Annotated in this window: 20 protein-coding genes; 10 read left to right on the top strand and 10 right to left on the bottom strand. The window is 64.9% G+C overall.

Translation table 11 applies throughout. The features are described 5' to 3' along the window. The first annotated feature begins 30 nt into the window (after positions 1 to 30). Positions 31 to 1,188: a matrixin family metalloprotease gene (locus GSQ92_RS20835; protein WP_158804414.1), complete on the top strand. Its 1,158-nt coding sequence runs from the start codon at positions 31 to 33 to the stop codon at positions 1,186 to 1,188. Positions 1,189 to 1,244: 56 nt separating this feature from the next. Here GSQ92_RS20835 and GSQ92_RS20830 read toward each other — a convergent pair whose 3' ends face one another. Further along, positions 1,245 to 2,171, bottom strand: coding sequence for a dihydrodipicolinate synthase family protein (locus GSQ92_RS20830; RefSeq protein WP_174246690.1), 927 nt, complete (start codon positions 2,169 to 2,171; stop codon positions 1,245 to 1,247). A 282-nt stretch (positions 2,172 to 2,453) separates the two neighbouring features. Between GSQ92_RS20830 and GSQ92_RS20825 the strand changes: the two genes are divergently transcribed. Further along, the gene (locus tag GSQ92_RS20825) at positions 2,454 to 2,801 is read left to right on the top strand and encodes an RT0821/Lpp0805 family surface protein (RefSeq protein WP_158804415.1); all 348 of its coding nucleotides are present in this window, start codon (positions 2,454 to 2,456) and stop codon (positions 2,799 to 2,801) included. Between the two features lie 19 nt (positions 2,802 to 2,820). Here GSQ92_RS20825 and GSQ92_RS20820 read toward each other — a convergent pair whose 3' ends face one another. The 4 genes from GSQ92_RS20820 to GSQ92_RS20805 form a co-directional block, all read right to left on the bottom strand. After that, positions 2,821 to 3,657 carry a folate-binding protein YgfZ gene (locus GSQ92_RS20820; RefSeq protein WP_254065783.1) on the bottom strand — a complete coding sequence of 279 codons (837 nt, stop codon included), beginning with the start codon at positions 3,655 to 3,657 and terminating at the stop codon, positions 2,821 to 2,823. Beyond that, complete coding sequence (locus tag GSQ92_RS20815) at positions 3,639 to 4,085, bottom strand: DNA polymerase III subunit chi (protein WP_158804416.1); 447 nt, start codon at positions 4,083 to 4,085, stop codon at positions 3,639 to 3,641. Before GSQ92_RS20815 ends, GSQ92_RS20820 begins: the two co-directional genes overlap by 19 nt. A gap of 74 nt (positions 4,086 to 4,159) precedes the next feature. Continuing rightward, the gene (locus GSQ92_RS20810; RefSeq protein WP_158804417.1) at positions 4,160 to 5,587 is read right to left on the bottom strand and encodes a M17 family metallopeptidase; all 1,428 of its coding nucleotides are present in this window, start codon (positions 5,585 to 5,587) and stop codon (positions 4,160 to 4,162) included. Then, entirely contained in the window at positions 5,588 to 7,060 is a 1,473-nt protein-coding gene (locus GSQ92_RS20805) for a leucyl aminopeptidase (protein ID WP_158804418.1), read from the bottom strand. It abuts the gene before it with no gap. A gap of 107 nt (positions 7,061 to 7,167) precedes the next feature. On the opposite strand from GSQ92_RS20805, the gene GSQ92_RS20800 reads away from it, so the two are divergent. Further along, entirely contained in the window at positions 7,168 to 7,947 is a 780-nt protein-coding gene (locus tag GSQ92_RS20800; RefSeq protein ID WP_158804419.1) for a 3'(2'),5'-bisphosphate nucleotidase CysQ, read from the top strand. Continuing rightward, complete coding sequence (locus tag GSQ92_RS20795) at positions 7,944 to 8,933, top strand: L-threonylcarbamoyladenylate synthase (RefSeq protein WP_158804420.1); 990 nt, start codon at positions 7,944 to 7,946, stop codon at positions 8,931 to 8,933. The genes GSQ92_RS20800 and GSQ92_RS20795 overlap by 4 nt, the downstream gene beginning before the upstream one ends. A gap of 19 nt (positions 8,934 to 8,952) precedes the next feature. Here the strand turns inward: GSQ92_RS20795 and GSQ92_RS20790 are convergent, their stop codons facing one another. The 5 genes from GSQ92_RS20790 to carA form a co-directional block, all read right to left on the bottom strand. Continuing rightward, the gene (locus GSQ92_RS20790; RefSeq protein WP_158804421.1) at positions 8,953 to 9,846 is read right to left on the bottom strand and encodes an alpha/beta fold hydrolase; all 894 of its coding nucleotides are present in this window, start codon (positions 9,844 to 9,846) and stop codon (positions 8,953 to 8,955) included. A 12-nt stretch (positions 9,847 to 9,858) separates the two neighbouring features. Then, entirely contained in the window at positions 9,859 to 11,058 is a 1,200-nt protein-coding gene (locus GSQ92_RS20785; RefSeq protein WP_158804422.1) for a threonine ammonia-lyase, read from the bottom strand. Positions 11,059 to 11,072: 14 nt separating this feature from the next. Further along, positions 11,073 to 11,546 (bottom strand): transcription elongation factor GreA, encoded by a 474-nt coding sequence (gene greA, locus GSQ92_RS20780; RefSeq protein ID WP_158804423.1) that lies wholly within the window; start codon positions 11,544 to 11,546, stop codon positions 11,073 to 11,075. A gap of 136 nt (positions 11,547 to 11,682) precedes the next feature. Then, on the bottom strand, positions 11,683 to 14,925 hold the full coding sequence (gene carB, locus GSQ92_RS20775; protein WP_158804424.1) for a carbamoyl-phosphate synthase large subunit: 3,243 nt from the start codon (positions 14,923 to 14,925) through the stop codon (positions 11,683 to 11,685). Positions 14,926 to 14,927: 2 nt separating this feature from the next. Continuing rightward, complete coding sequence (gene carA, locus GSQ92_RS20770) at positions 14,928 to 16,313, bottom strand: glutamine-hydrolyzing carbamoyl-phosphate synthase small subunit (protein ID WP_159013884.1); 1,386 nt, start codon at positions 16,311 to 16,313, stop codon at positions 14,928 to 14,930. A 205-nt stretch (positions 16,314 to 16,518) separates the two neighbouring features. Between carA and GSQ92_RS20765 the strand changes: the two genes are divergently transcribed. The 6 genes from GSQ92_RS20765 to GSQ92_RS20740 all read left to right on the top strand — a co-directional run bounded on the left by GSQ92_RS20765 (position 16,519) and on the right by GSQ92_RS20740 (position 23,705). Further along, positions 16,519 to 16,974: a GatB/YqeY domain-containing protein gene (locus GSQ92_RS20765; protein WP_158804426.1), complete on the top strand. Its 456-nt coding sequence runs from the start codon at positions 16,519 to 16,521 to the stop codon at positions 16,972 to 16,974. Between the two features lie 9 nt (positions 16,975 to 16,983). Next, positions 16,984 to 18,831, top strand: coding sequence for a DNA primase (gene dnaG / locus GSQ92_RS20760; RefSeq protein ID WP_158804427.1), 1,848 nt, complete (start codon positions 16,984 to 16,986; stop codon positions 18,829 to 18,831). A 74-nt stretch (positions 18,832 to 18,905) separates the two neighbouring features. Beyond that, entirely contained in the window at positions 18,906 to 20,846 is a 1,941-nt protein-coding gene (rpoD, locus tag GSQ92_RS20755) for an RNA polymerase sigma factor RpoD (protein WP_158804428.1), read from the top strand. A 127-nt stretch (positions 20,847 to 20,973) separates the two neighbouring features. After that, entirely contained in the window at positions 20,974 to 21,618 is a 645-nt protein-coding gene (locus GSQ92_RS20750) for a GNAT family N-acetyltransferase (protein WP_254065785.1), read from the top strand. Between the two features lie 11 nt (positions 21,619 to 21,629). Next, positions 21,630 to 22,691: a glycosyltransferase family 4 protein gene (locus GSQ92_RS20745; protein ID WP_158804429.1), complete on the top strand. Its 1,062-nt coding sequence runs from the start codon at positions 21,630 to 21,632 to the stop codon at positions 22,689 to 22,691. A 288-nt stretch (positions 22,692 to 22,979) separates the two neighbouring features. Further along, positions 22,980 to 23,705 carry a hypothetical protein gene (locus GSQ92_RS20740; RefSeq protein WP_158804430.1) on the top strand — a complete coding sequence of 242 codons (726 nt, stop codon included), beginning with the start codon at positions 22,980 to 22,982 and terminating at the stop codon, positions 23,703 to 23,705. The last annotated feature ends 536 nt before the right edge of the window (positions 23,706 to 24,241 follow it).

Genomic DNA, 24,241 nt, shown 5'->3' with positions numbered 1-24,241 from the left:
TATCCCACTTATGTGTGGCGGTCATATACTATGGCTCAATTCAGTACTATTGGTGCCAAATGGGCAGCGGGAGAAACCGTTACCTGGAGCTTCGCCGATCAGGCCGAAGATGGGATCAACTTTTCTTCAAACATAACCGACGGCGCCCAGCAGGCGGCGATTGAAGCCGCTTTTAACGAATGGTCGAGCGTCACTGGTATTAAGTTTCAGGAGGAAGCACCAGGCCAAACCTCCGATATCTACTTGGGCTATGCCGACAACAACAGCGCGAGTGGCCTGCTGGGGATCACTAGCCTGGCATGGGACGCGAACGGCATCATCAACGACGGCTCGGTCGTCATCCGCCTCGAAGACCCGAACGAGATGCCGCTCGCCAGCGTGAACGGCGCGCTGCTTTACGAGCGTCCCAGCGGAAACAGTGACACGGACACAACGCTCAACCAACTTGCTCTTCATGAGATCGGCCATGCGCTCGGCTTTGGCGTTTCGAGCGACCCCAACTCTATCGAGAACGTTTTCCTGACCTCGGCCAATCGTGGTTTGAACCAGACCGACATCGATGGCGCGCGATTTCTCTACCCTGCAACCGCCACCGCAGCCAACGCTGTGGCGGCGGCTGCTTCGTCGACTCCGGCCAAGGTCGTCCCGCAGCTGACAAGCTTCACGGTTTCCAACCAAAGCGGGACCTCTATCGTCGCCGGGGACACCCCGACCGTCGGGCTGAGCTATGTGAAGTCGCAGTTCATCGACGGTGGCGCTCTGACGGGCGAGGCCGTGACGGCGAATGGCAATAACGTCTATATTCAGACAGGCGCTGGATCGGACGCCATCAAGGTTCAGGGCGGCCAGAACTTTATCGATGCGGGCGCCGGCTCGAACTTGGTCGATGCGGGGACCGGCGTTTCGCAAATCTCCATGAACACAGGCGGCGTCAATGTATGGGACGCGATCCAGAACCTCGGCGTCGGTGATCTCGTGGCTCTGTTCATGCCGAACACGCTCAGCGCGACGCCGAGTTGGGGTGGCGTGATGGGCATGGGTGGTTTGGCCGGAGAGACCCTCGCGATCAAAACGGATACCGGCATCAGCGCCATCACCTTCAGCGGCGCCCCATCCTCTGCCGGCTACCAGGTCGGTGTCGTCAATCTCGGAGGCGAGCCCGTGGTGCTGGTCGATCGTGTCGCTTAGGGCAACCCACCATCAATGAGGTGATCGCCGCGACGGTGCGGCGTTCGTCTCGCGGATTACTTCGTCCAGCGCAGAACCAGCGGGTCCAGACGCCGCGCGGTATCCAGAAGCCCGGCCCTCGTCTCGGGGCTCATTGACGGGATTGGATGGCGCGGCGCGTCGCAGGCGATCACGCCGCCCTCTTTCATCAGCGCCTTGCAGGCTAGCAAGCCGCATTGGCGGTTCTCGTAATTGATCAGCGGCAGCCACCGGCCGTAGCGCTCCACCGCCGCTTCCCGGTTGCCGGCCAGATAATCATGAACGATGGGCTTCAGCCCGTCCGGATAGGCGCCCGCCGTCATGGCGCCGGTCGCCCCCGCATCGAGGTCGGCCAGCAGGGTGATGGCTTCCTCGCCGTCCCAGGGTCCCTCGATCGCGTCGCCGCCCAGCCTGATGATCTCCCGCAGCTTCTGCGCGGCATTCGCCACCTCGATCTTGAAGTAGGAGACCTGCGCGATCTCCTTCGCCATGCGCGCAAGGAAAGGCGCGGAAAGCGGCGTTCCGGCGGCGGGCGCATCCTGGATCATGATCGGAATGGTGATCGCGTCCGAGACCTTCTGGAAAAAGGCGAAGATCCCAGCCTCCGGCACGCGGAAGGTCGCGCCGTGGTAAGGCGGCATGATCATCACCATCACCGCACCCTGATCCTGCGCGCGCCGGCTACGCTCGGCGCAGATGCGGGAGCTGTAATGCGTCGTGGTGACGATCACCGGCACCCGCCCGCCAACATGCTTGAGAATGCGGCTGGTGAGCAGTTCGCGCTCTTCATCGGACAACACGAATTGCTCGGAGAAATTCGCGAGGATGCAAAGCCCGTCCGACCCGGCGTCGATCATGAAATCGATGCAGCGCATCTGGCTCGCCAGGTCGAGCGCCCCTTGCTCGTCGAAAGTCGTTGGGACAACGGGAAAGATGCCGGTGTAGCGGCGCTTCAACTCAGCCATGGATCTCGCTCCTCGGACGGGCCGCTACATTGGCACGACCGACCGCCAGCCCGCGAGGGCAAGACAGGCGACCGAGACAGGGCGGCTCTTTTACAGCGGGTGCATGCTGCACGGCGGCCGCCCGCAAGGCAACCGCGGCTATGGCGCTGAACGCTAGCGAATGGCCGGCAATGAAGCGCGAGGCCAATCCCGCCGAGGAAGTCTTTGCATCGCGGCCGTTGACCTTACCTGGCATCCGGGCGACCAATCATCCGCTTAGTCCAGTTTCCGGAGTCCCTCATCATGCGTCAGTCTTCTTTGACAGCCGCCGGCATGCTTGGTTTCCTCGCGCTCGCCGCACCGGCGATGGCGCAGGAATCCTACCTCCCCAAGGGTCTCAGCCGAGTCGATCTGAAAATGGTGCAGGAGGCGGCGGGAAATCTGGCGCCCGAGGGGCCCCGCGAGGGCAGTTGGTCAAACCCCAAAAACGGCCATAGCGGAACGGTGACGTATGTGAAGTCGACGAAGGAGAAGGGCATGAACTGCCGGCTCTTCCGCTACACTTTCGTCACCGGACACACCACCGACCGCACGCCGTATCACCTCAACTGGTGCCGGACGACCCAGGGCAACTGGGCTATCGTGAACTAACGGATACTGCGGTTTCGCCTCACGCTTCGGGCAGGCGCATCCATCCGGGAATCTCGGCCTCCAGCCGCGCCTCGCCAACGCCGAGCATCCCGCCGGTCCGCAACGCTTCCAGCCGCAGCACGGCCATGCCGCGATCGCCCTGACCCGAGCGCAAAGTCCCGACCTCCAACCCGTCCCGCATCACGGGCGTTCCGCGTGGCGGAAGCGTGCCTTCGATGCGAACCGGCACGAGGCGGCGCTTGAGCAAGCCGCGATAGCGGGTGCGAGCCGTCAGCTCCTGGCCCATGTAGCAGCCCTTGGTCCAGGATATGCCATTCAACTCGTCGAAGCCGGCCTCCAGCAATACAGTCTTCTCGCTCTCCAGGTCGCGGGAACCGTCCGGAAGGCCGAGCGTGAGGCGGTAATGGTCCCATTCCTCCGCATCGGCATTGGTCGGCAGCGGCGTCTCGGCGAGGATGCGCCAGCCGGCCTCGGGCAGGCGCGGATCGGGGGCGAGGGCACGAATGTTTGGCGACGCATCAGGCGCGGCACCCCAAGCGACCTGAACCGCGAGCGGCAGGGCAGTCACGGAGACCTTGGCGCGGAGGCGGTAACGCAGCAGGCGAGCGGCGATCATGTCGCGCTGGGCTGATTCCACATCAAGCAACAGGCGATCGCCCGCCGCCAGGACAAAGAAATCGGCAAGCCATTTGCCTTGAGGTGTGAGCAGCGCCGACCACAATGCCCGCCCCGGCGCCGCCAGCGCGATATCCTGCGAGACAAGCCCCTGAAGGAAGGCGACGCGATCCTCCCCGGTTACTTCGAGAACCGCGCGATCGCTCAAGGTCGCGAGCTTCATCATAGCTTCTTTTCCCATCCGCGCGCCGCCTGCTGCCAATAGCTTAGCGTGTGGCCAGCGGCCTTGGCTGCCGCCCAACGCTGGCGGGCCGCGGCGACCGCGGTCTCGTCATTGCCGTCGAAGAGATCGAAGACTCGGTCGTATTCCGCAAGCCGGTCGCTCGACATGCCATCGATGAGGAAAAGGAAGCGCGCCTCATTCGGCGCCTCATCCGCCTCGGTCAGCCAGATCGGCTGGCGCGTCGGCTTACCGGTCGCGGCGCTGCCATGCGGCAGCCAATCCGGATCCGGACAGAGCCAGAGCGCGGAGTCGAGCGCCGCCAGCCGCTCCGCGCTGCCGCAACGGATGACGGCGCGCTGCTTCGCGGCAAGGGTGCGGCCGAGCAACGGCGGCAACGCCTGGTCGGTAGTGGTACGCGTGAGGTGGTAGAAGCCGATCTCCGCCATAAGCGTTGTTTAGCTGCGATCGGGGTTTGTCTGAAGCGTCACGGCAAACCGCATCATCCGAGTCGCAACATCCCTCACGGATGCTCCGGATCCTCGTAGCGCGCGGCCACGAGTTGATCGAGCAACCGGACGCCGAAGCCCGTCGGCCCGGCGCTATACCGCGCATCGCCTTCATCACGCTGCTCGGTGCCGCCGATGTCGATATGCGCCCATGGCGTATCGCCGACGAATTCGCGCATCAGCGCGGCGGCCTGGCTCGCGTCGGGGATGAGGCGTCCGGTATTGCATTGGCGCAGATCCGCGACCTCGGAGTTGAGCGCCTCGCGATGGGAGGCTCCGATCGGCATGCGCCACAGGCGCTCACCCACAACCTCCCCCGCCGCGCCGAGATGCGCCGCCAAGGTCTCATCATTGTCGTAGAGGCCCGCGCGCTCATGCCCCAGCGCGACGGAAACGGCATGGGTCAGGGTCGCGAAATCGACGATGGCGCGCGGGGTGTAGGTCGCGACGGCATAGGAAAGCGCGTCGGACAGCACGAGGCGCCCCTCGGCGTCGGTATCAATGATCTCGATGGTGCGCCCGGCGTGGCTACGCAGGATATCGCCGGGCCGATAGGAGGTGGCGCCGATCATATTCTCCGCCAGCGCCAGAACCGCGATGGCGGGCGTTGGTGACTCGCGGCGCGCGAGCGTGACCATGGCGCCGACGCAAGCGGCGGCGCCCGCCATGTCGCCTCGCATGTCCCACATGCGATCCGCCGGCTTGATGGAAATGCCGCCGGTATCGAAGGTGATGCCCTTGCCAACAAAGGCGAGCGGCGGCAGGTCGAGCTTACCCTTCCACCGCATCACCACGAGGCAAGGCGGGTTCACTGAACCGCCGCCTACGGCCGCGATGAGACGCAGACCCTTCGCCGCGAAATCCTCCGCCGGGATGACATCGAGTTTCAGGCCCAGATCGGTCAGCGGCCGCAGCCGCTTCACGAAAAGCGCCGGCGTGAGAGTGTTGGACGGTTCGGCCACCAGATCCCGGGCGAAACCGACACCTTCCAGAACCGCCAGCGCGCGCCGCCAATGTTTGCCTTCCTTCCTGGCATCCTCGACGACGAGATCGATGCGCCCGATCACCATCGCTTCCGGATCCTCAGCGAAGCGATTGGTGGGAAAGCGCCAGGAGCGCAGCGCGGCGCCCACGGCAATCGCTGTCGCCATTGCGCGCGGCAGGCCGCGACCATCGATCGCGAGACGCGGCGCGCGCGGCAAACTCGACGCCGCCTGAGCGCCGGCGGCTTCCGGGTCAGCGGGATCGAGCCCAACCAGGATCGTAGCCGTGCGCCCAACACCCCAGAGTGTCAGCACCTGACCGGGCACCGCCGTAAATCCTGCCGCCTTGGCGGCAACCGCGTATTCAGGTGGCACGCCGCCGGGCGCGACCGGCAGCACAAGCGGTACCTCGGCCGTCAGTTCGGCAGCAGCGAGCAGGAAGAGCGAAGGCTGCGGCATTCAGCCCTCGTAGTGGTCCCGCACCAGCCGGTCGAGCAGCCGCACGCCGTAAGCGGTGGCACCCTTCGGCGTGATTGCCGTATCCTTCGAGGACCAGGCGACACCGGCAATGTCGAGATGCACCCAGGGCTTGTTATTGACGAAGCGCTGGATGAATTGCGCTGCTACAACCGCGCCCCCTTGCCGTCCGCCGATGTTCTTCATGTCAGCGATGTCGGATTTGATCGCCTTGTCATAGGCATCCCCGAGCGGCATGCGCCAAGCCTTCTCGCCCGTCGCGAGCCCCGCCGCCGAAAGTTTTTGCGCCAATTCGTCGTCATTGCTGAATAGTCCGGCATGTTCCTGGCCGAGCGCCACGATGATGGCGCCCGTCAGCGTCGCGAGGTCGATCATGAAGGCCGGATCGAATTTTTCCTGCGCATACCAAAGCAGATCGGCCAGCACGAGGCGGCCTTCCGCGTCGGTGTTCAGCACCTCAACGGTCTGGCCGGAATAGGTCGTAACCACATCGCCCGGACGCTGCGCGGTGCCGGAGGGCATGTTCTCGACCAGTCCCACCAGCCCGACCACATCGGCCTTGGCCTTGCGCCCGGCGAGTGCCGCCATGAGACCGATCACGGCGCCCGCGCCTGCCATGTCCCATTTCATATCCTCCATCCCGCCGGCCGGCTTGATGGAGATGCCGCCGGTGTCGAAGGTGACACCCTTGCCGACGAAGGCGAGCGGCTTGCGCGGCTTACCCTTGCCCGCGCCGTTCCACTGCATGATGACGACGCGCGGTTCCTGGGCGCTGCCCTGCGCCACACCCATCAGGGCGCCGAAACCAAGCTTGTCGAGTTCCTTCGGCCCTAGAATCTCGACCTTCACGCCGAGCTTCGTCAGGGCCTTGCAGCGCTCGGCCATTTCCGTCGGGTTGAGCACATTGGGCGGCTCGCTGACGAGATCGCGGCTAAGAAACACTCCCTCGGCCACCGCCTGAAGCGGCGCATAGGCGGCCTTCGCCTTGGGAGCATCATCAACAAGGATCGTAAGACCGGCGAGCTTGGGTTTGTCCTCCGCCTTTTCCTTCGTGCGGTAGCGATCGAAGCGATAGGCCCGTAACGCGGCGCCAAATGCCAGATGAGCGGCGTCCTCGCTGCGCAAGCCCTCAGCGGAGACGGCGGCAGTCGCCTCCTGCGACAAAGCGGAGGCAATGGCGCCGCCGGCTTCCTCGGCGACGCTGGCCGTGACTTCGGCTCGCTTGCCGAGACCGATGAAAACGACTCGGGTGAAACCGGCGGCGGGGGAGAACAGCAGGCAGGTCTTGGCCTTCTGGCCTTTGAAGGCGGCGGCCTCCAAGGCCCGCGTGACGCCGCCCGCGCTCGCCTCATCCAGCGTCTTTGCGATGCCGGACAGCGCCTCTTCCTCGGCAACGAGGAGCGCGAGCGCACCCGACTTGGGCAGGGCCGCCCGCGCGAAGGCCATGGTCAGCATCGATGTCACTCCAGAAACCGGGATAGAGGCGTTCAGCGAGTCCGAAGCGGCAAGTTAACGGTTAATGCGCGCTTTGCCAGGGCCGCCCGCGCGTCTATCACACGCGGATGAAATATCGCTATTCGGACGAGTCGCTGCTGGAACTCGCGGCGGAATTGGCCGTGCGCGCCGGCCGGCTCATCCTTGAGTGCCGCGCGCGGGGAATTGCGGTCACCGCGAAGGCGGATCGTTCCGTCGTGACGGATGCCGACAACGCCGCCGAGGCGCTGATTCTGGAGGGACTACGCCGCGCCGATCCGGGTGTGCCGATCATCGCCGAGGAAGCGACGGCGGCGGGCGAGGCGCCCGAAACGGCCGGCGAGTATTGGCTGGTCGATCCGCTGGACGGCACGCGGGAATTCGCCGCCGGGCTCGATGATTTCGCGGTCAACGTCGGGCTGGTGCGGGACGGGCGGCCGGTGCTCGGCGCGGTGGATGTGCCGGCGCGCGGTGCGGTGTTCTGCGGCATGGTCGGCGGCGCGGCCTTTCGGCGCGACGCCGCAGGCACCACAGCGATCACCGCACGCACTGTGCCGGATCGCGGCCTCACTTTGCTGGTATCCCGCTTCCATGGCAGCTCGGTGGTCGATCTACCGCCCCGCCTGCGCGGTCACGCGGTTTACGACAGCATTCGCATGGGTTCGGCCGCGAAATTCTGTGTGCTGGCCGAAGGCGGCGGCGACTTCTATCCGCGCCGCGGCCGGACGATGGAATGGGATACCGCGGCGCCACAGGCGCTGGTCGAAGCGGCCGGCGGCGCCGTTCTGCGCATGGATGACGACACCATTCTGCGCTACGGCAAGCCGGGCTGGGAGAACCCTTCCTTCTACGTCGTCGGGCGACCGTGACCTTCGCGACCCGCCTGCTGCCGCCAGATGCCGCCGGGCTGCATGAGGCCGCCAATATGGTGCGCGGCGGGCTGCTGGTCGCCTTCCCGACCGAGACCGTCTATGGCCTCGGCGCCGATGCGACGCAGCCGCAGGCCGTCGCGATGATCTTCCAGGCCAAGGGGCGGCCGCATTTCAATCCGCTGATCTGCCACTACTCCACTGCTGCCTTCGCCTTCGATGACGTGGAGGCGAGCCCGTTCGCCGAGCAACTCGCCGCCGCCTTTTGGCCGGGGCCCCTGACCCTTGTTCTGCCGCGCCGCGTGACCTGTCCCGTGGCTTTGCTAGCTGGGGCGGGGCTCGAAACCTTAGCTGTGCGCGTGCCGGCTCACCCCTTGGCACGGGCTTTTCTGACGGAGGTCGGCAAGCCGGTCGCCGCACCCTCGGCCAATCGCTCCGGCAGCGTTAGCGCGACGACCCCGGCCCATGTGCTGGAGGGATTGGCGGGGCGCATCGCCGCCGTGCTGGACGGGGGCGCATGCCCGGTCGGCGTGGAATCCACTGTGCTGGATCTGAGCGGCGACCGCCCGTTCCTCCTCCGCCCCGGCGGCACGACGCGGGAGGAGATCGAGGCGGTGGTGGGACCGATTGGCGTTGGCATCCCGCACGCGGTCGCGGAGGCGCATCGCAGCTTGCGCTCGCCGGGGCTGCTCGTTTCGCACTACGCGCCAAACATGCCGCTGCGGGTGGGGGCCACAAGTGTTGCGGCCGAGGAGGCGCTTCTTGCATTCGGGCCACCGCTGCCGGGCGCTGCGCTGACCTATCAATTGAGCGAAACCTCCGACGTGACGGAGGCCGCCGCGCGGCTATTCGACGGTCTGCGCTGGCTCGACCGGGAAGGCAGTGCCTTGGGGCTGCGGCGGATCGCGGCGATGCCGGTGCCGGAAGTCGGCCTAGGTGCCGCCGTCAACGATCGGCTGACCCGCGCGGCGGCACCGCGCGACTAAGGCACGGACGAGCGGCTTGTCACCCTGCCGCCAGCATCTCCAAGATCGCTGCCGCACAGATCCGCGGCGCCTCTTGCGGAATGTTGTGGCCCACTCCCGAAACCACGCGACGGTCGTAGCGGCTCGTGAAATGACGTTCGTGACCTTCCGAGCTGGACGGCGGCGCCACGTCATCATCCGCGCCATGGAAGGTGATGGTCGGCACGCCAATTTTCGGCAAAGCCGCTAGCCGATCCTCCATCGCCTGATAGGCCGGATCGCCCGCAACAGCGCCGAAACGATGACGATAGGAGTGGATCACCACATCCACGAAATCCGGATTCGCGAAAGCTGCGGCACTAAGATCGAAGGTCGCGTCGTCAAACTCCCAACTCGGAGACCACAGACGCCACAGCAGCTTCGCCAAAGCCTCGCGGTTCCGCGCGAGACCAACGCGCGCTCGCTCACTTTGGAAGTAATACTGGTACCAAAGCCGCCGCTCCTGCAGCGGATCCTCCGGCTCGAGCGCCTTGGCGATGTTTTGGATCGCATAGCCGCAGGCATTCACCAGCCCGATCACCCGCTCCGGGTGCAGAGCCGCGAGTATCGTCGCGCTGCGCCCACCCCAGTCGTAACCGGAAACCAAAGCGCGATCGATGCCCAGCCCGTCGAGCAGATCCAGCGCGTCCTGCGCCAAAGCCGCCTGCTGTCCCGAGCGCATCGTCGCCGCAGAAAGAAAACGCGTCGGACCGTAACCACGCAGATACGGCACGATCACCCGGCAGCCGCTCGCCGCAAGCTCCGGCGCCACCTCCGCGAAAGCCTGGGGCGCATAGGGAAAGCCGTGCATTAGCAGAACCGCAGTGCCGTCAGACGGCCCCGTCTCCTCATAGGCAATGTCGAGAACAGCCGTCCGCAGCGTCTTCAGTGCCATGCGCCCACGCCTCTAGCCGCGGTGAACGATGTAGCTTTCCTCGAGCAAGGTCGCGATGGCAGCACCATGCGCCGCGTCGCGCGCCTCGATCATCACCTCCAGCTGCGCCGCCTGTACGGTCGGCGAGGCGAAGAGCCGGTGATGTGAAACGTCGATGATATTGCCGCCCTGATTGCCGATGAGCGTCGCGATATCGGCGAGCATGCCCGGACGATCCGGAATCTCCATGATGACGCGCACCAGTCTGCCGTCCCGAAGCAGATTGCGCAGGAGGGTATTCGCCAGGATCCGCGCATCGATATTGCCGCCGCAGATCGGCAAGGCAACCTTGCGGCCGGCGAAACGATCCGGATAGGTCAGCACCGCGGCGAGCGCCGCAGCACCCGCCCCTTCGGCCACGACCTTCGCACCCTCCGCCAGCATCGCGATGCCGCGCTCGACCGCCGCTTCGGGCACCAGCAGGATCTCGATGCCCATCTTGCCGAGCAATCGCACCGGCAACTCGCCCACATCCCGCACCGCGATACCCTCGGCGATCGTCGCACCACCGACCGAGACCGGCTCGCCTGCCAGGCGCTGCTTCATGGCGCGATAGCTATCGACCTCGACGCCCAGCACCTCGATCCCCGGCTTGCGCGCCTGCACCGCGATGGCGCAGCCCGTCAGCAGCCCGCCGCCGCCGACCGGCACCACCAGCACGTCGAGATCGGGAAAATCCTCGATGAGTTCGAGGCCGAGCGTGCCCTGCCCGGCGATCACGGCGGGGTCGTCATAGGGATGGATGAAGACCATCCCCTCGCGTCGTTCGAGGTCATGGGCATGCTCGGCCGCTTCGGCCAGCATCTCGCCATGCAGCACCACCCGCGCGCCCCAGGCCGCCGTGCGGGTCACTTTGCTGACCGGCGTGAAGCGCGGCATCACGATGGTCGCCTTGATGCCGAGCAGATGGGCGTGCCGCGCCACCGCCTGCGCATGGTTGCCGGCGGACATCGCAACGACGCCGCAAGCCCTCTCCTCGGGCGTCAGTAAGGCGAGCCGGTTGGCCGCCCCGCGCTCCTTGAACGCCCCCGTAGCCTGAAGGTTGTCGAGCTTGAGGATGATCTCCGCCCCCGTCGCGCGGCTCAGCGCATCGGAGCGGATCGCGGGCGTGCGGAGGACTTTGCCGGAGATGCGTGCCGCCGCCGCCCCGATATCGAGGATCGTGAGAGACATAGACCGAGGCGCCGTCAGCCGAAACGGACGGAGAGGATCTCGTAAGAGCGGTCGCCGGAGGGCGCCGGCACCGAGACGGTGTCGCCCTTTTTCTTGCCGATCAGAGATTTCGCCAGCGGCGAGGAGACCGAAAGCAGGCCTTGCTTGATGTCCGCCTCGTACACGCCAACGATCTGATAGGTATATTCCTTCTCCGTCTCCTCATCGACGAGCTGGATATGCGCGCCGAACTTGACGTGATCGCCAGACAGCGAAGTCGGATCGATGACCTCCGCCGCCGAGGTGACCTCCTCGAGCTCCTGGATACGGCCCTCGATGAAGGATTGCCGCTCGCGCGCCGCGTGATATTCGGCGTTCTCGCTCAGGTCGCCGTGGCTGCGCGCCTCGGCGATGGCGCGAATGACGGCCGGTCGCTCCTCACTGCGGAGAAGGCGAAGTTCGGCCTCTAAGCGCGAGAGGCCGGCCCCGGTCATCGGAAATTTCTGCACGCGTTAACCCCGCAGTCCTCGTCCGTCAGGACATCTGTTGCTCAGGAAGCCCGCAGACCGGATGGCCCGGTCGCCGACATCCCATCCCTACATGCCGAAAGCGGCCGAAGCCCGGCCGCGTCCTGCCCGCATCCCTCTAGAAGGGGGAACGAAAGTAGGACTGGAGCGGCGCGACTTCAAGCGGCCCGGCCTTGAGGGCTGCCACGGCATGAACCGCGGCTCTGGCTCCCGCGATGGTTGTAAAATGCGGGACGCCCTTGGTCAGGGCACTGCGGCGGATGTCAAAGCTGTCGGTCACCGACTGCGGCGTGGAGGCCGTATTGATGACGAGCTGGATTTCGCCACTCTCGATCGCGTCCACGCAATGCGGCCGCCCCTCCAGCACTTTGGACACGGTGCTGACCTCCAGCCCCGCTTCTCGAATGCGGGCGGCGGTGCCCCTGGTGGCGACAATGCCGAAGCCCATCTCCGTCAGCCGGCGGGCCAGCGGCACCATGGCCGACTTATCCGCCTCCTTCACCGAGAGGAACACGCTGCCCTGCATCGGTAGGATGACACCGGCGCCGAGTTGCGCCTTGGCGAAGGCGCGGGCGAAGCTGGTATCGAGCCCCATGACCTCGCCGGTCGATTTCATCTCAGGGCCGAGGATGGTGTCGACATTTGTGAAGCGCGCGAAGGGGAAGACCGCCTCCTTCACGGCGACATGGCGGCCAATCGTCTGGTCGTCGAGCGCGAAATCCTTGAGCTTGGCACCGGTCATGACCTGGGCGCCAATCTTGGCGAGCGGCACGCCCGTCGCCTTGGCGACGAAGGGCACGGTGCGGGAGGCGCGGGGATTGACCTCCAACACGTAGATCGTGTCGTCCTTGATGGCGTATTGCACGTTCATCAGGCCGACGACGTTCAGCGCCCGGGCGAGTGCCACCGTCTCGGCGCGCAGTTCCTCGACGATAGCGGGTGAGAGGGAATAGGGCGGCAGCGAACAGGCGCTGTCGCCGGAATGGATGCCAGCTTCCTCGATATGCTCCATGACACCCGCCACGAAGACGTCCTCACCGTCGCAGATGCAATCGACATCGACCTCGATCGCGTCATTGAGGTAGCGGTCGATGAGCACCGGATTGTCGCCGGAAACGCGCACAGCCTCCCGCATGTAGCGGGCAAGCTGCGAGCGGTCATGCACGATTTCCATGGCGCGGCCGCCGAGCACATAGCTCGGACGGATCACCACCGGGAAGCCGATGCGTTCGGTGATCGCCTCCGCTTCCTCGGTCGAGCGAGCGATACCATTTTCTGGCTGAAGCAAGCCGAGGCGGTGCAGAAGGGTCTGGAAGCGCTCGCGATCCTCGGCGATGTCGATGGCGTCCGCGCTGGTGCCAAGCACGGGAATGCCGGCGGCGGAAAGGCGCTGCGACAGCTTCAGCGGTGTCTGACCACCATACTGCACGATGCAGCCCAGCACCGTGCCGTTCTCCTGTTCGCGCCGGATGAGTGAGATCACGTCCTCGGCCGAAAGCGGCTCGAAATACAGACGGTCGGAGGTATCGTAATCGGTGCTGACGGTTTCCGGATTGCAATTGACCATGATGGTCTCGAACCCGGCATCCTTCAGCGCATAGGCAGCATGGACGCAGCAATAGTCGAATTCGATGCCCTGGCCGATGCGATTCGGCCCGCCGCCGAGAATGACTACCTTCTGCCGGTCGGTCGGATCGCTCTCGCAAACCGGCGTGCCGAAGCCCGTTTCATAGGTGCTGTACATATAAGGTGTGGCGGAGGCGAATTCGCCCGCACACGTGTCGATGCGTTTATAGACCGGGCGCACTTTGAGCTTCTCGCGCAGGGCTTCGACCTGAGCGGTGGTCATGGCGGAAAGATGCGCAAGTTGATTGTCCGAGAACCCCAGCGCCTTGAGGCGCCGCAGCGATAGGGCCGTGGTCGGCAGGCCATGTTCCTTGATCTTGTCCTCGGCCGCGACGATGCGGGCAAGCTCGCGCAGAAACCATGGATCGAACTTGCAGGCATCGTGGATGTCTTCCACCGACAGCCCGGCACGCAGCGCTTGCGCCGCCATCAGCAACCGGTCGGGACGCGGTTGCGACAAAGCGGCGCGGAAAGCATCAGCGGTGCCATCGCCCGGCGCCTCGATCGGATCAAGGCCGGAGAAGCCGGTCTCCATGCTCCGCAAACCCTTCTGCAGGGCCTCCGCGAAGCTGCGGCCGATCGCCATCGCCTCGCCCACCGACTTCATGCTGGTGGAGAGCATGGCCGGCGTGCCGGGAAACTTCTCGAAGGTGAAGCGCGGGATCTTGATGACGACATAGTCGATCGTCGGCTCGAAGCTCGCCGGTGTGGTGCGGGTGATGTCGTTCTTCAGCTCGTCGAGCGTGTAGCCGACCGCGAGTTTCGCGGCGATCTTGGCGATCGGAAAGCCGGTCGCCTTGGATGCGAGGGCGGAGGAACGCGACACGCGGGGGTTCATCTCGATGACCACCATGCGGCCATCGGCGGGGTTGAGACCGAACTGCACGTTGGAGCCGCCGGTATCGACGCCGATCTTGCGCAGGCAGGCGATCGAGGCATCTCGCATGCGCTGATATTCTTTGTCGGTCAGCGTCAGCGCCGGGGCAACCGTCACGCTGTCCCCGGTATGGACGCCCATCGGATCGACGTTCTCGATGGCGCAGACGATGATGCAGTTGTCGGCGCTGTCGCGCACCACCTCCATCTCGTATTCCTTCCAGCCGAGCACGCTCTCCTCGATGAGGACCTCGGTGGTGGGGCTGGCTTCGAGACCGCTCGAGACGATGCGCTCGAACTCCGTCTTGTTATAGGCGATGCCGCCGCCGGTGCCGCCGAGCGTGAAGCTGGGGCGAATAACGGCGGGCAAACCGACCTCGGCGAGCGCCTCGCGCGCTTCAGCGAGCGTACGGGCGATCGCGCTTTTCGGGCTCTCGATGCCAATTTCGGTCATCGCGTCGCGGAACTTCAGGCGATCCTCGGCGCGGTCGATAACATCCGCCTTGGCGCCGATGAGTTCGACGCCAAGCCGCTCCAGCGTGCCAGATTTGGCAAGGCTCATCGCGACGTTGAGCGCAGTCTGGCCGCCCATGGTCGGCAGCAATGCATCGGGCTTTTCGCGCAGAATGATGCGCTCGACGATCTCGGGCGTGATGGGTTCGACGTAAGTCGCGTCCGCTAGGGACGGATCGGTCATGATCGTGGCGGGATTGGAATTGACCAGGATCACGCGATAGCCCTCGGCCCGCAGCGCCTTGCACGCCTGGGCGCCGGAATAGTCGAACTCGCAGGCCTGACCGATGACGATGGGGCCGGCGCCGATGATGAGGATCGACTTGATGTCAGTGCGTTTCGGCATTTTCAGGCCTTCTCGTCCATCATCGCGACGAAGCGGTGAAACAGGTGGTGGCTGTCACTCGGGCCGGGACTCGCCTCGGGATGGTATTGCACCGAGAAGGCGCGCTGCGCTGGCGCCGCTATGCCTTCGTTGCTGCCGTCAAAAAGGCTGACATGGGTGACGGTCACACCTTCGGGCAGCGATTTGTCATCGACCGCGAAGCCATGATTCTGGCTGGTGATCTCGACCTTGCCGGTCGCGAGATCCTTAACCGGCTGGTTGGCGCCGCGATGGCCGAGATCGAGTTTGTAGGTGCGCGCACCGAGCGCCGTGGCGAGAAGCTGATGACCGAGGCAAATGCCGAAGATCGGACGCTTGGCCGCCAGCACGCCCTGAATCGCCGGTACCGCATATTCGGCGGTCGCCGCCGGATCGCCGGGACCGTTCGAGAGGAAAACACCATCCGGCTCGTGGCGCAGAATGTCCTCCGCCGTCGCGGTGGCGGGCACCACGGTCACCCGGCAACCGGCCGCCGCGAGGCAGCGCAGGATATTGCGCTTGGCACCGTAATCGACGGCGACGACATGGTGACGCGGCGCGGTCTGACGGCCCGGCGTGGTCTCCTCGCCCCATTCCCACAGCGTCTCGTCCCAGCTGTAGCTCTGCGTACAGGAAACGGTGCGCGCGAGATCCATGCCTTCCAAACCAGGCCACGCCACGGCCTGGCTTCGCAGCGCGGCGATGTCGAAACGGCCGTCGCGCGGGAAACACAACACGCCAGTCGGCGCGCCACCGTCGCGAACGCGAACGGTCAGCGCGCGCGTGTCGATGCCGGAGATGCCGGGCAGATCCATCGCGCGCAGCCAGTCAATCAAGCTTCGCGTCGCCCGCCAGTTGCTCGCCTCGGTGATATCGAGTGCGGTGATAAGGCCGAGCGGTCCAGGATTGCGCGCCTCCTCGTCTCTGAGATTCGCGCCGATATTTCCAATATGCGGAAAGGTGAAGGTAACGATTTGCCCGGCATAAGAAGGATCGGTGAGTGTTTCCTGATAACCGCTCATGCCTGTGTTGAAGCAGACCTCACCGACACGCGCCGCGCCGTGTGCGGTGTTTGCGCCGAAGCCCCTGCCCCACCACAGAGAGCCATCGCCCAGCACTAGTACCGCGGTCGCGCCTTCGGGCAGCGCATCGGCGTCCGGCACGGCAATCGCCCGCTCGGCTTCCTCGGCGTTACCGGGCATGTCGGAGAGCGACAGGCCGGTTGCCGCGATGATGGCGCGCCAATGGCGCGAGGGAATGACCCCGGACTGGCGCCATTTGCGCAGCGCCTCAGCGCCGACATTGGTAAGGCGAGCGGCGGCGTCAGGACCACCAAGCCGATCGATGATATCGCTGGTCGAGAGGGGCATGTAAATCGCATATGGGAAATTTCTTCCCAACGCAATATGATTGACGCTCTCGTGAAAAAACTTCCCTCTGCGCAAATGAGGGGCTAGGGGCGGGTCGTTCCGGGCGCCACATTAAACGCGCTAAGGTATATGCTCGTGAGCCGGCACCCACCCCGGCCCTCCCTGAGAGGGAGAGGGAGAGGGAAGTAAGTAGCTAGGAGTAAGCATGGCGCTGCGAGAGACTCTGACCGACGCGATGAAGACAGCCTTGAAGGCTGGCGAGACCGAGCGGCTTTCGGCCATCCGCCTTATCCTGGCGAAGCTCAAGGACACCGAAATCAACGCGCGCGGCACCGGCAAGACGATCGAGGACGCCGATATCCTCCTCATGCTCCGCGGCATGATCAAGCCTCGGCAGGAGGCCATCGCGCTCTATCGCCAAGGCAATCGGCCCGAGCTTGCGGAAAAGGAAGAGGCCGAGATCCGCGTGATCGAGGGGTTCCTCCCCGCCGGATTGAGCGAGCAGCAAACCACGGCCGCGGTCGATGCCGCCATTGCCAGCACCGGCGCCTCGAGTTTGCGCGACATGGGGAAAGTGATGGCCGCATTGAAGGCGGAGCACGGTGCGGCGCTCGACATGGCGCAGACCGGCGCGCTTGTGAAAACGCGTCTGGCGGGCTGAAGCGCAAGCATGGCGCTGCCGCCCGCATTCCTCGATGAACTTCGCCAGCGCACACCGCTGCCGGCACTCATCGGCCGGCGCGTAAAGCTCACGCGTTCGGCGCGGGATTGGCGCGGCTGCTGCCCCTTCCACAACGAAAAGACGCCGTCCTTCTACGTCTATCAGGACCACTACCACTGCTTTGGCTGCGGCGCGCATGGCGACGCGATCGGCTTCGTCATGCAGAGCCAGGGCGCCGGATTCGTGCAGGCGGTCGAGGTTCTGGCTGCGGAAGCCGGCCTCGATGTGCCGCGCGCAACGCCGGAAGCCGCGGCGGCGGAACGTCGTCGCAGCGATCTGCATGATGTGCTCAAGGCGGCCGATGCCGCGTTCCAGCACAAGCTGCATATGCCTGAAGGCCGCGCGGCACTCGACTACTTACGCGGTCGCGGTCTGTCCGATGAGACGATCACCCGCTACGGCCTCGGCTTTTCCGGTAGCGGGCGTGGCGCGCTGGCATCCGAACTTTCGGGCCAGGGGATCGAACTGCGCCAATTGGTCGATGCCGGCCTCATGAAGCAAGGCGAGGACGGACGCACCGTCGATCTCTTCTTCAATCGCGCGACCTTTCCGATCCGCGATCCGCGCGGCCGCACGATCAGCTTTGGTGGTCGTATTCTCGGTGACGGCCAGCCGAAATACCTCAACGGGCCGGAAACCGCGCTCTTCTCCAAGCGCCGCACCCTCTATGGCCTCGATCTTGCGAATGCTCTCCGGCGTGAGCGCGGGCGCGGCGCCTCGTCGCAAGAAGGACATAAGGGACTGATCGTCGTCGAAGGCTATATGGACGTTATCGCGCTGGCGCAGGCGGGTTTCGCGGCCGTCGCACCGCTCGGCACCGCGCTCACGGCGGAGCAGCTCGAAGCTTTGTGGGAGCAGGATGACCGTCCCATCTTCTGCTTCGACGGTGACGCGGCGGGCCGCCGCGCGGGCATTCGCACCGTGGGTCTCGCATTGCCGATGCTGGCGCCGAACAAAAGTCTCGGCGTGATCGTGCTGCCTGAGAGCGATGATCCGGATAGCGTCATTCGTCGTGGTGGCCGACTGGCCTTCCAGGATGAACTGGCGCGGGAGGATCTCGGCAACGCGCTGTACGGCCTGCTCAAGGATGATGCGCGTCCCGCGACACCCGAAGGCTGGGCCGCTTTCCGCAACCGGCTGGTGGCGGAGGCCGGACGCATTCCGGATCGCTCCCTGGCGGCGGAATACCGCTCGCTCTTCCTCGACCGGTTCTTCGCCGAACGCCGCCGCGCGGCGCCCTCGAACCGTGGCGCCAACGCTGGCACAGGCTTCGGCCTGCGGCGTGAGCGCCCGCAGGCGCCAGTCGCGCTGGGCGCCCGGCCGAGGGCCAGCGAACTCGCGACACAGGAGGAACGTGGCCGGGGATTGGTGGCGATCCTGCTGGCCCACCCGACCCTGCTGCCGGACCTCGAGGAATCCTTCGCCCTGATCGACCTGCCGCCTACCCTCGCCGCCATCCGCGATGGCATGGGAGACTGGCTTGCAACCCACCCCACACTTGACAGTCAGTCGTTGAAGAACCATCTCGACAGCCTTGGGCTCGCGGGCGCGGTTTCCGCCGCCCTTGAGTCGCGCCCGCTCCCCGTAGGTGCAATGGCAGAGGCGCTACCAGCGGAGGCCGCGGCGAAGTGGCAAGAAATCTTCGGCCACATGCGCCTCCATCATGCGGAGAGAGAACTCGAGGAGCAACAGATGGCGTTTGCTCGTGAGGGCTCTGAGGAAGCACAGAACCGTCTGATTGCGATCAAGGGGTCTGTCGATCGGCTACGTCGTGGAGAGCCCGACAGCACGGGCTAAGCACCGGCACGAACGTGCGTTAAGTCTAGGTCCCGCGACGCGCGGCGCGGGGCGGTAATGGTAAAGGGTCGATTATGGCAACCAAGCCGTCTGTGACAACCGAGGCCGCTAGCTCGGATCAGGACAGCGAGAATACGCTTCTGGACACGCAATCGGCCGCTGTGAAGCGGCTGGTCGCGAAGGGGAAGGAGCGTGGCTACATCACCTTCGACGAGCTCAACGCCGTCCTGCCGTCCGAGCAGAACAGCTCGGAGCAGATCGAGGACGTGATGTCGATGCTTAGCGAAATGGGCATCCAGGTGGTGGAGAGCGAGGAGGAAGAGACCGAGGCGCCGGTCGTTAAACCCGCCGAGGAAGAGGAAGAAGAAGAGAAAGCCGGCAACATCAACGAGGAGACCGCCGGCCGTACCGACGATCCCGTTCGGATGTATCTTCGCGAGATGGGCAGCGTTGAGCTGCTGTCCCGCGAAGGCGAAATCGCGATTGCCAAGCGTATCGAGGCCGGCCGCGACATGATGATCGGCGGCTTGTGCGAAAGCCCGCTGACCTTCCGCGCGATCGTTGCCTGGCACGACGCGCTGAAGAACGGGAAGATGTTGCTCCGCGACATCATCGACCTCGAAGCCACCCAGGGCATGGGCAATCCGCCAGCGGAAACCGAAGGCGAGGCCGATCCCGCGGAGCCGCCCGCGCCACCGCCTTTCGCGGCGATTGAGGAGAGCGATGACGACGAAGGCGAAGGGCCGAGCCTTTCGCTGTCCGCGCTCGAAGAGAAGCTGAAGCCCGATACCCTCATCATCTTCGAGGAGATCGAGGCGCTCTATAAGAAGCTGTCGAAGGTGCAGAACCGCCGGCTGGAAACCATCACCAGCGGCGAGGAAGTGAACTCACGTTCGGAGCGCGGCTATACGAAGCAGCGCGAGGAGCTGGTGGTCAAGGTCAAGACCGTCCGCCTGCATAACAACCGGATCGAGGAATTGGTCGCGCAGTTCAAGCAGCTCAACCAGCGGCTGACGGCGATCGAGGGCCAGATTCTGCGCCTCGCCGAATCCACCAAGGTCGGGCGCGAGGAGTTCCTGCGCGAATACCGTAACCACGAACTCGACCCGAATTGGATCGAGCGGGTGAGCGCGCTGACCACCAAGGGTTGGAAGCTCTTTATCTCCAAGCATGGCGAGCAGGTGCAGGAACTGCGCATGCAGGTCGGCGCCATCGCTGCCGATGCCAGCCTGCCGATCGAGGAATTCCGCCGCGTCTACATGACCGTCAGCCGTGGCGAGCGGGAAAGCGCGCGGGCGAAGAAGGAGATGATCGAGGCCAACCTCCGCCTCGTGATCTCGATCGCCAAGAAATACACCAATCGCGGCCTGCAATTCCTCGACCTCATCCAGGAAGGCAATATTGGGCTGATGAAGGCGGTCGATAAGTTCGAATATCGCCGCGGCTACAAGTTCAGCACCTATGCGACCTGGTGGATCCGGCAGGCGATTACCCGCTCGATCGCCGACCAGGCGCGGACCATCCGCATCCCGGTCCATATGATCGAGACGATCAACAAGCTGGTGCGGACCAGCCGCCAGATGCTGCACGAAATCGGCCGCGAGCCGGCGCCCGAGGAATTGGCGGAAAAGCTCGGCATGCCGCTGGAGAAAGTGCGGAAAGTCCTCAAGATCGCCAAGGAGCCGATCAGCCTCGAAACCCCGATCGGTGACGAGGAAGACAGCCACCTCGGCGATTTCATCGAGGACAAGAACGCGGTGATCCCGCTGGATGCCGCGATCCAGGCGAATCTGCGCGAGGCGACAACGCGTGTATTGTCGAGCCTCACGCCACGCGAGGAGCGTGTGCTGCGGATGCGCTTCGGCATCGGCATGAACACCGACCATACGCTGGAAGAAGTCGGCCAGCAGTTCAACGTGACGCGCGAGCGTATCCGCCAGATCGAGGCCAAGGCGCTCCGCAAGCTCAAGCATCCCAGCCGCAGCCGGAAACTGCGCAGCTTCCTCGACGACTGAGGCTGGTAGCCGCCGGCCACTTTGCGCCAGCCGTGAGAAGTTCTGGCGGGTCTCGATGGCTTCCTATTGAGGCTTCGTTCAGACGACTCGGGCTATGGTGGCAAGCTTGCAAAGCACGACGCTAGGCATGAGCGACAAGAGGCGACGACGGGCGATGGAGCGGCGGAACGTGGTCGGAGCGGCGAAGCTACACGACGAAATGTCGAGCATAGGGGCTGATAGTGTGACGCGGGCGCGGGTGACGATCACCTTCCTCTGCATGCTCGAACGCCCGCAAATACCGGCGCCGCCGCTACCCGCGAATGCGCAGGTCATCCAGTGGCGGGCGCCGAAACCGGAAGGCTATCTGGCACTGCAGGAAGCGGTGGGCGGGGAATATCTCTGGTGGCTGCGGCGCGCAACGCCACGCGCCGAGCTGATCCGCATCCTGGAGAACCCCCAGGTTGCCGTGCATGTGCTGCAAATCGACGGCCAGGATGCCGGCTATTACGAGCTTGATGCGTCGCGCTGGCCTTTCATCAACCTCAGCTACTTTGGTCTGATGGCGAATGCGATCGGGCATGGTTTGGGGCGAGCTTTCCTTCGCCACGCCGTGGACAATGCCTGGTCCGGCCCCATTCGCGGTGTCACGGTCAATACCTGCACCGCGGATCACCCGCGCGCATTGCCGCTCTACGAGAGTGCCGGGTTTCGCCGGATGAAGGTGACGCAGGAGGACTGGGATATTCCAGATCGTCTCGGCTTCAAAATTCCTGACAGGCTGCGCGCCTGACCTCCGCCTCTATGAGAATTACGATCTTCGCGCCGGGATCCTTTCCTGCGGCAACGGGCGCAATCGTCTACGACACACGTCTCGTCACGGCTCTTCGCGGCTTGGGGCATGATGCCTCGCTCGTCATGCTCGCTGGTTCACATCCGACAGCCGACGACACGGCGCGGGCGTCCGCAGCCGAGGCGTGGCACGCTCACGGCGACGCCGACCTCCGCATCATCGATGGCTTCTGCCTGTCCGCGTGGGAAGGGCTGGAGGAGGCGCTGAGCGCCCGTGGCGTCATTGGCCTCATCCATCACCCCCTCGCCCTGGAACCCTTCCAGGAAGCCGTCAAAGTGGCGGAATACGCCCGGGTCGAGCGCCGACTGCTGCCGCTGCTGAACGGCATCCTGGTACCAAGCCAGGAGATGCGGAACCGCATGCTCTCGGCCTATGCCGTCGAAGCCGGGCGCATCTCCGTTCTGATGCCGGGGACCGATGTCACGCTGCCTCGCAGCCCGCGCGAGCCGGCGGCGACATGCCGCATCTTGTCGGTTGGCAGCTTCATTCCGAGAAAGGGTCACGACACCCTGCTCAAAGCGCTGTCCCGTCTCGTCGATCTTGACTGGCACTTGACGATCTGTGGCGACCAGACCGCCGATCGCGCTTGCGTCGTCGAACTCGGTGCCTTGAGAGAACGGCTCGGGCTGACCGAGCGGGTAACCTTCCTCGGTGCGCTCAGTCCGGCACAATTCGATGAGCTTTGGCAGGCCAGCGACCTTTTCGCCTTGGCGACGTGGTTTGAAGGCTACGGCATGGCTGTCGCTGAAGCGTTGAGGCGCGGTCTCCCCGTCGCCGTCACAACCGCTGCCGCAATTGGCGCGCCGCTCTCCCCCGATACCGCGATCATCGTCGAGCCCGGCGATCACGAGCAGCTTTCGAAAGCGCTCCGCCGCGTCATCTATAGCCCGGAGCTGCGGCATATCATGGGGCATGCGGCCTGGTCGGCGACGCGTAGCCTGCCAAGCTGGGAAAATCAGGCGCGTCATCTGCTCGACATCGTGACGCCGGCCGCGCCAACGTCCCTGTCCTGATCGCAACGCAAAAGGGAGGCTTCGGCCAGTGGCCTGCCTCCCAATGCTTTTCAGACATCAGCCGCCACTGCGAAAATCGACAGCGGCTCATCAAACTCAAGACAAAGCCTGACCGGCGCGAATAAATGCCGGTCAGGCTTTTGTCGTGGCTACTCCGCCATCTCCGACTCAGGCTCGTGCGGGATCTCGACCTCGGTCTCGGGAGTCTCGATGATCGGCAGCTCCTGCTTTGGCTGACGCGGACGGCGCGGCCGCTTTACGCGCGGCGCGGCGGCTTCGGCTTTCGGTGTGGACGTTCGCCGGGCAGCCGCAGGCTTCGCGGCCTTGCGCGCGGTTCCGGTGCGCGTGCCAGTGCCGCGCGCGCTCTTGCCGCGAGTGGCGGGCGCTTTGCGAGCGGCGGGCGCCTTGCGAGTGGCAGTTTTGCGAGTCGCTGTCGTCTTGCGCGCGGTGGTGGCCCGAGTGCCAGTCTTGCGTGCGGCGGTGCGCGTCGACTTGCGAGCCGTCGCCGTGCGGGTCGCGGCGGCGCGCGCCGTGGTCTTGCGAGCGGCGGGCTTACGGGTCGCGGCGACCTTGCGAGTCGTCGCGGTCTTGCGCGTGGCAGCCGGCTTGCGGCCGGGAGTCTTCCGCGTCGCGGTAGCGGCGCCACGGCGTGTCGCGGCGGTGGCACGCACGGGCTTGCGGGTCGCGGCGACCTTTGTCGTCTTGGCGCGGCGCGTCGTCGTCGCTTTCGCGGCTGTCACCCGACGCGTTGTGCCGCGCGCCGTTGTCGCCTTTGTCGCGGTCTTGCGCGCGGCGGGTTTGCGGGTGGTCGCGCGTGTCGCGGTCTTTGCAGCGGTAGAGCGGGCTGCCGGCTTCCGCGTGGTCTTGGCGCCGGCTTTAGCGGCACCCCGGCCAGTCGTCTTGGCCGTGCTCTTGGCGGCGCCACGAGCCGTCGCGCGCTTCGGCGCTGCACGACGTGTTGTCGCTCTTACCGCCAGCGCTTTGGCACGGGGGGAAGCTTTGCCGCTTCCCTGATTCTCTTCACTCACGAGCGTCACTCCTTCGGTTGCAAGTAGATCGTCGGCTTTCCGACGAATGGCTGTCCGACATCCGCCGTTCGATTGCTTCGCGCTAATCCCTGTCGGTCCAGAACTGGCACGTGGGAAAGCTCGAAAGAACTTCCAGCACTGTGGAACGCGATTATTCAGGTCCCTCGGTATTTCGTCTGCTAGGCTTCGTCACGTTCAGAGTCGGATCCTCAACACCCGGGGCGGTACCGCCCGCCCGACTCGTGCCGCGTGTTTCAGATCTCGCTATTCCAAGTCTCTAATGAAGCTGTCAACAAAAAGGCGTCGTTACCGACGAAGTTTTGCAATCTTTTCTTGGCCGAGCCATCTGACGGGCGCCAAACGCCAGCCCAGCCAAGCTCTCTTTAAATCGAAACCCTTTGATCTCAACAGCGAATTTGTAGAATTCAAGGTAAAGCGATAAACGCGATCCGACAATCTCGTCCCACGCTGGGAAAATGGGGCCGCCGCGCCGCGATTCGCCCCGACAACAGGCCCGATAAA

The sequence above is a fragment of the Acidisoma sp. S159 genome (genome assembly GCF_009766125.1).
Classification (GTDB): domain Bacteria; phylum Pseudomonadota; class Alphaproteobacteria; order Acetobacterales; family Acetobacteraceae; genus Acidisoma.
This window is presented reverse-complemented; position numbering and strand designations above follow the sequence as displayed.

Excerpts from the sequence above, each read along its gene's own strand:
- GSQ92_RS20835 (WP_158804414.1), top strand. The coding sequence starts at position 31 with ATGGCTCAATTCAGTACTATTGGTGCCAAATGGGCAGCGGGAGAAACC.
- GSQ92_RS20830 (WP_174246690.1), bottom strand. The coding sequence starts at position 2,171 with ATGGCTGAGTTGAAGCGCCGCTACACCGGCATCTTTCCCGTTGTCCCA.
- GSQ92_RS20825 (WP_158804415.1), top strand. The coding sequence starts at position 2,454 with ATGCGTCAGTCTTCTTTGACAGCCGCCGGCATGCTTGGTTTCCTCGCG.
- GSQ92_RS20820 (WP_254065783.1), bottom strand. The coding sequence starts at position 3,657 with ATGGGAAAAGAAGCTATGATGAAGCTCGCGACCTTGAGCGATCGCGCG.
- GSQ92_RS20815 (WP_158804416.1), bottom strand. The coding sequence starts at position 4,085 with ATGGCGGAGATCGGCTTCTACCACCTCACGCGTACCACTACCGACCAG.
- GSQ92_RS20810 (WP_158804417.1), bottom strand. The coding sequence starts at position 5,587 with ATGCCGCAGCCTTCGCTCTTCCTGCTCGCTGCTGCCGAACTGACGGCC.
- GSQ92_RS20805 (WP_158804418.1), bottom strand. The coding sequence starts at position 7,060 with ATGCTGACCATGGCCTTCGCGCGGGCGGCCCTGCCCAAGTCGGGTGCG.
- GSQ92_RS20800 (WP_158804419.1), top strand. The coding sequence starts at position 7,168 with ATGAAATATCGCTATTCGGACGAGTCGCTGCTGGAACTCGCGGCGGAA.
- GSQ92_RS20790 (WP_158804421.1), bottom strand. The coding sequence starts at position 9,846 with ATGGCACTGAAGACGCTGCGGACGGCTGTTCTCGACATTGCCTATGAG.
- GSQ92_RS20785 (WP_158804422.1), bottom strand. The coding sequence starts at position 11,058 with ATGTCTCTCACGATCCTCGATATCGGGGCGGCGGCGGCACGCATCTCC.
- carB (WP_158804424.1), bottom strand. The coding sequence starts at position 14,925 with ATGCCGAAACGCACTGACATCAAGTCGATCCTCATCATCGGCGCCGGC.
- carA (WP_159013884.1), bottom strand. The coding sequence starts at position 16,313 with ATGCCCCTCTCGACCAGCGATATCATCGATCGGCTTGGTGGTCCTGAC.
- GSQ92_RS20765 (WP_158804426.1), top strand. The coding sequence starts at position 16,519 with ATGGCGCTGCGAGAGACTCTGACCGACGCGATGAAGACAGCCTTGAAG.
- dnaG (WP_158804427.1), top strand. The coding sequence starts at position 16,984 with ATGGCGCTGCCGCCCGCATTCCTCGATGAACTTCGCCAGCGCACACCG.
- rpoD (WP_158804428.1), top strand. The coding sequence starts at position 18,906 with ATGGCAACCAAGCCGTCTGTGACAACCGAGGCCGCTAGCTCGGATCAG.
- GSQ92_RS20750 (WP_254065785.1), top strand. The coding sequence starts at position 20,974 with ATGAGCGACAAGAGGCGACGACGGGCGATGGAGCGGCGGAACGTGGTC.
- GSQ92_RS20745 (WP_158804429.1), top strand. The coding sequence starts at position 21,630 with ATGAGAATTACGATCTTCGCGCCGGGATCCTTTCCTGCGGCAACGGGC.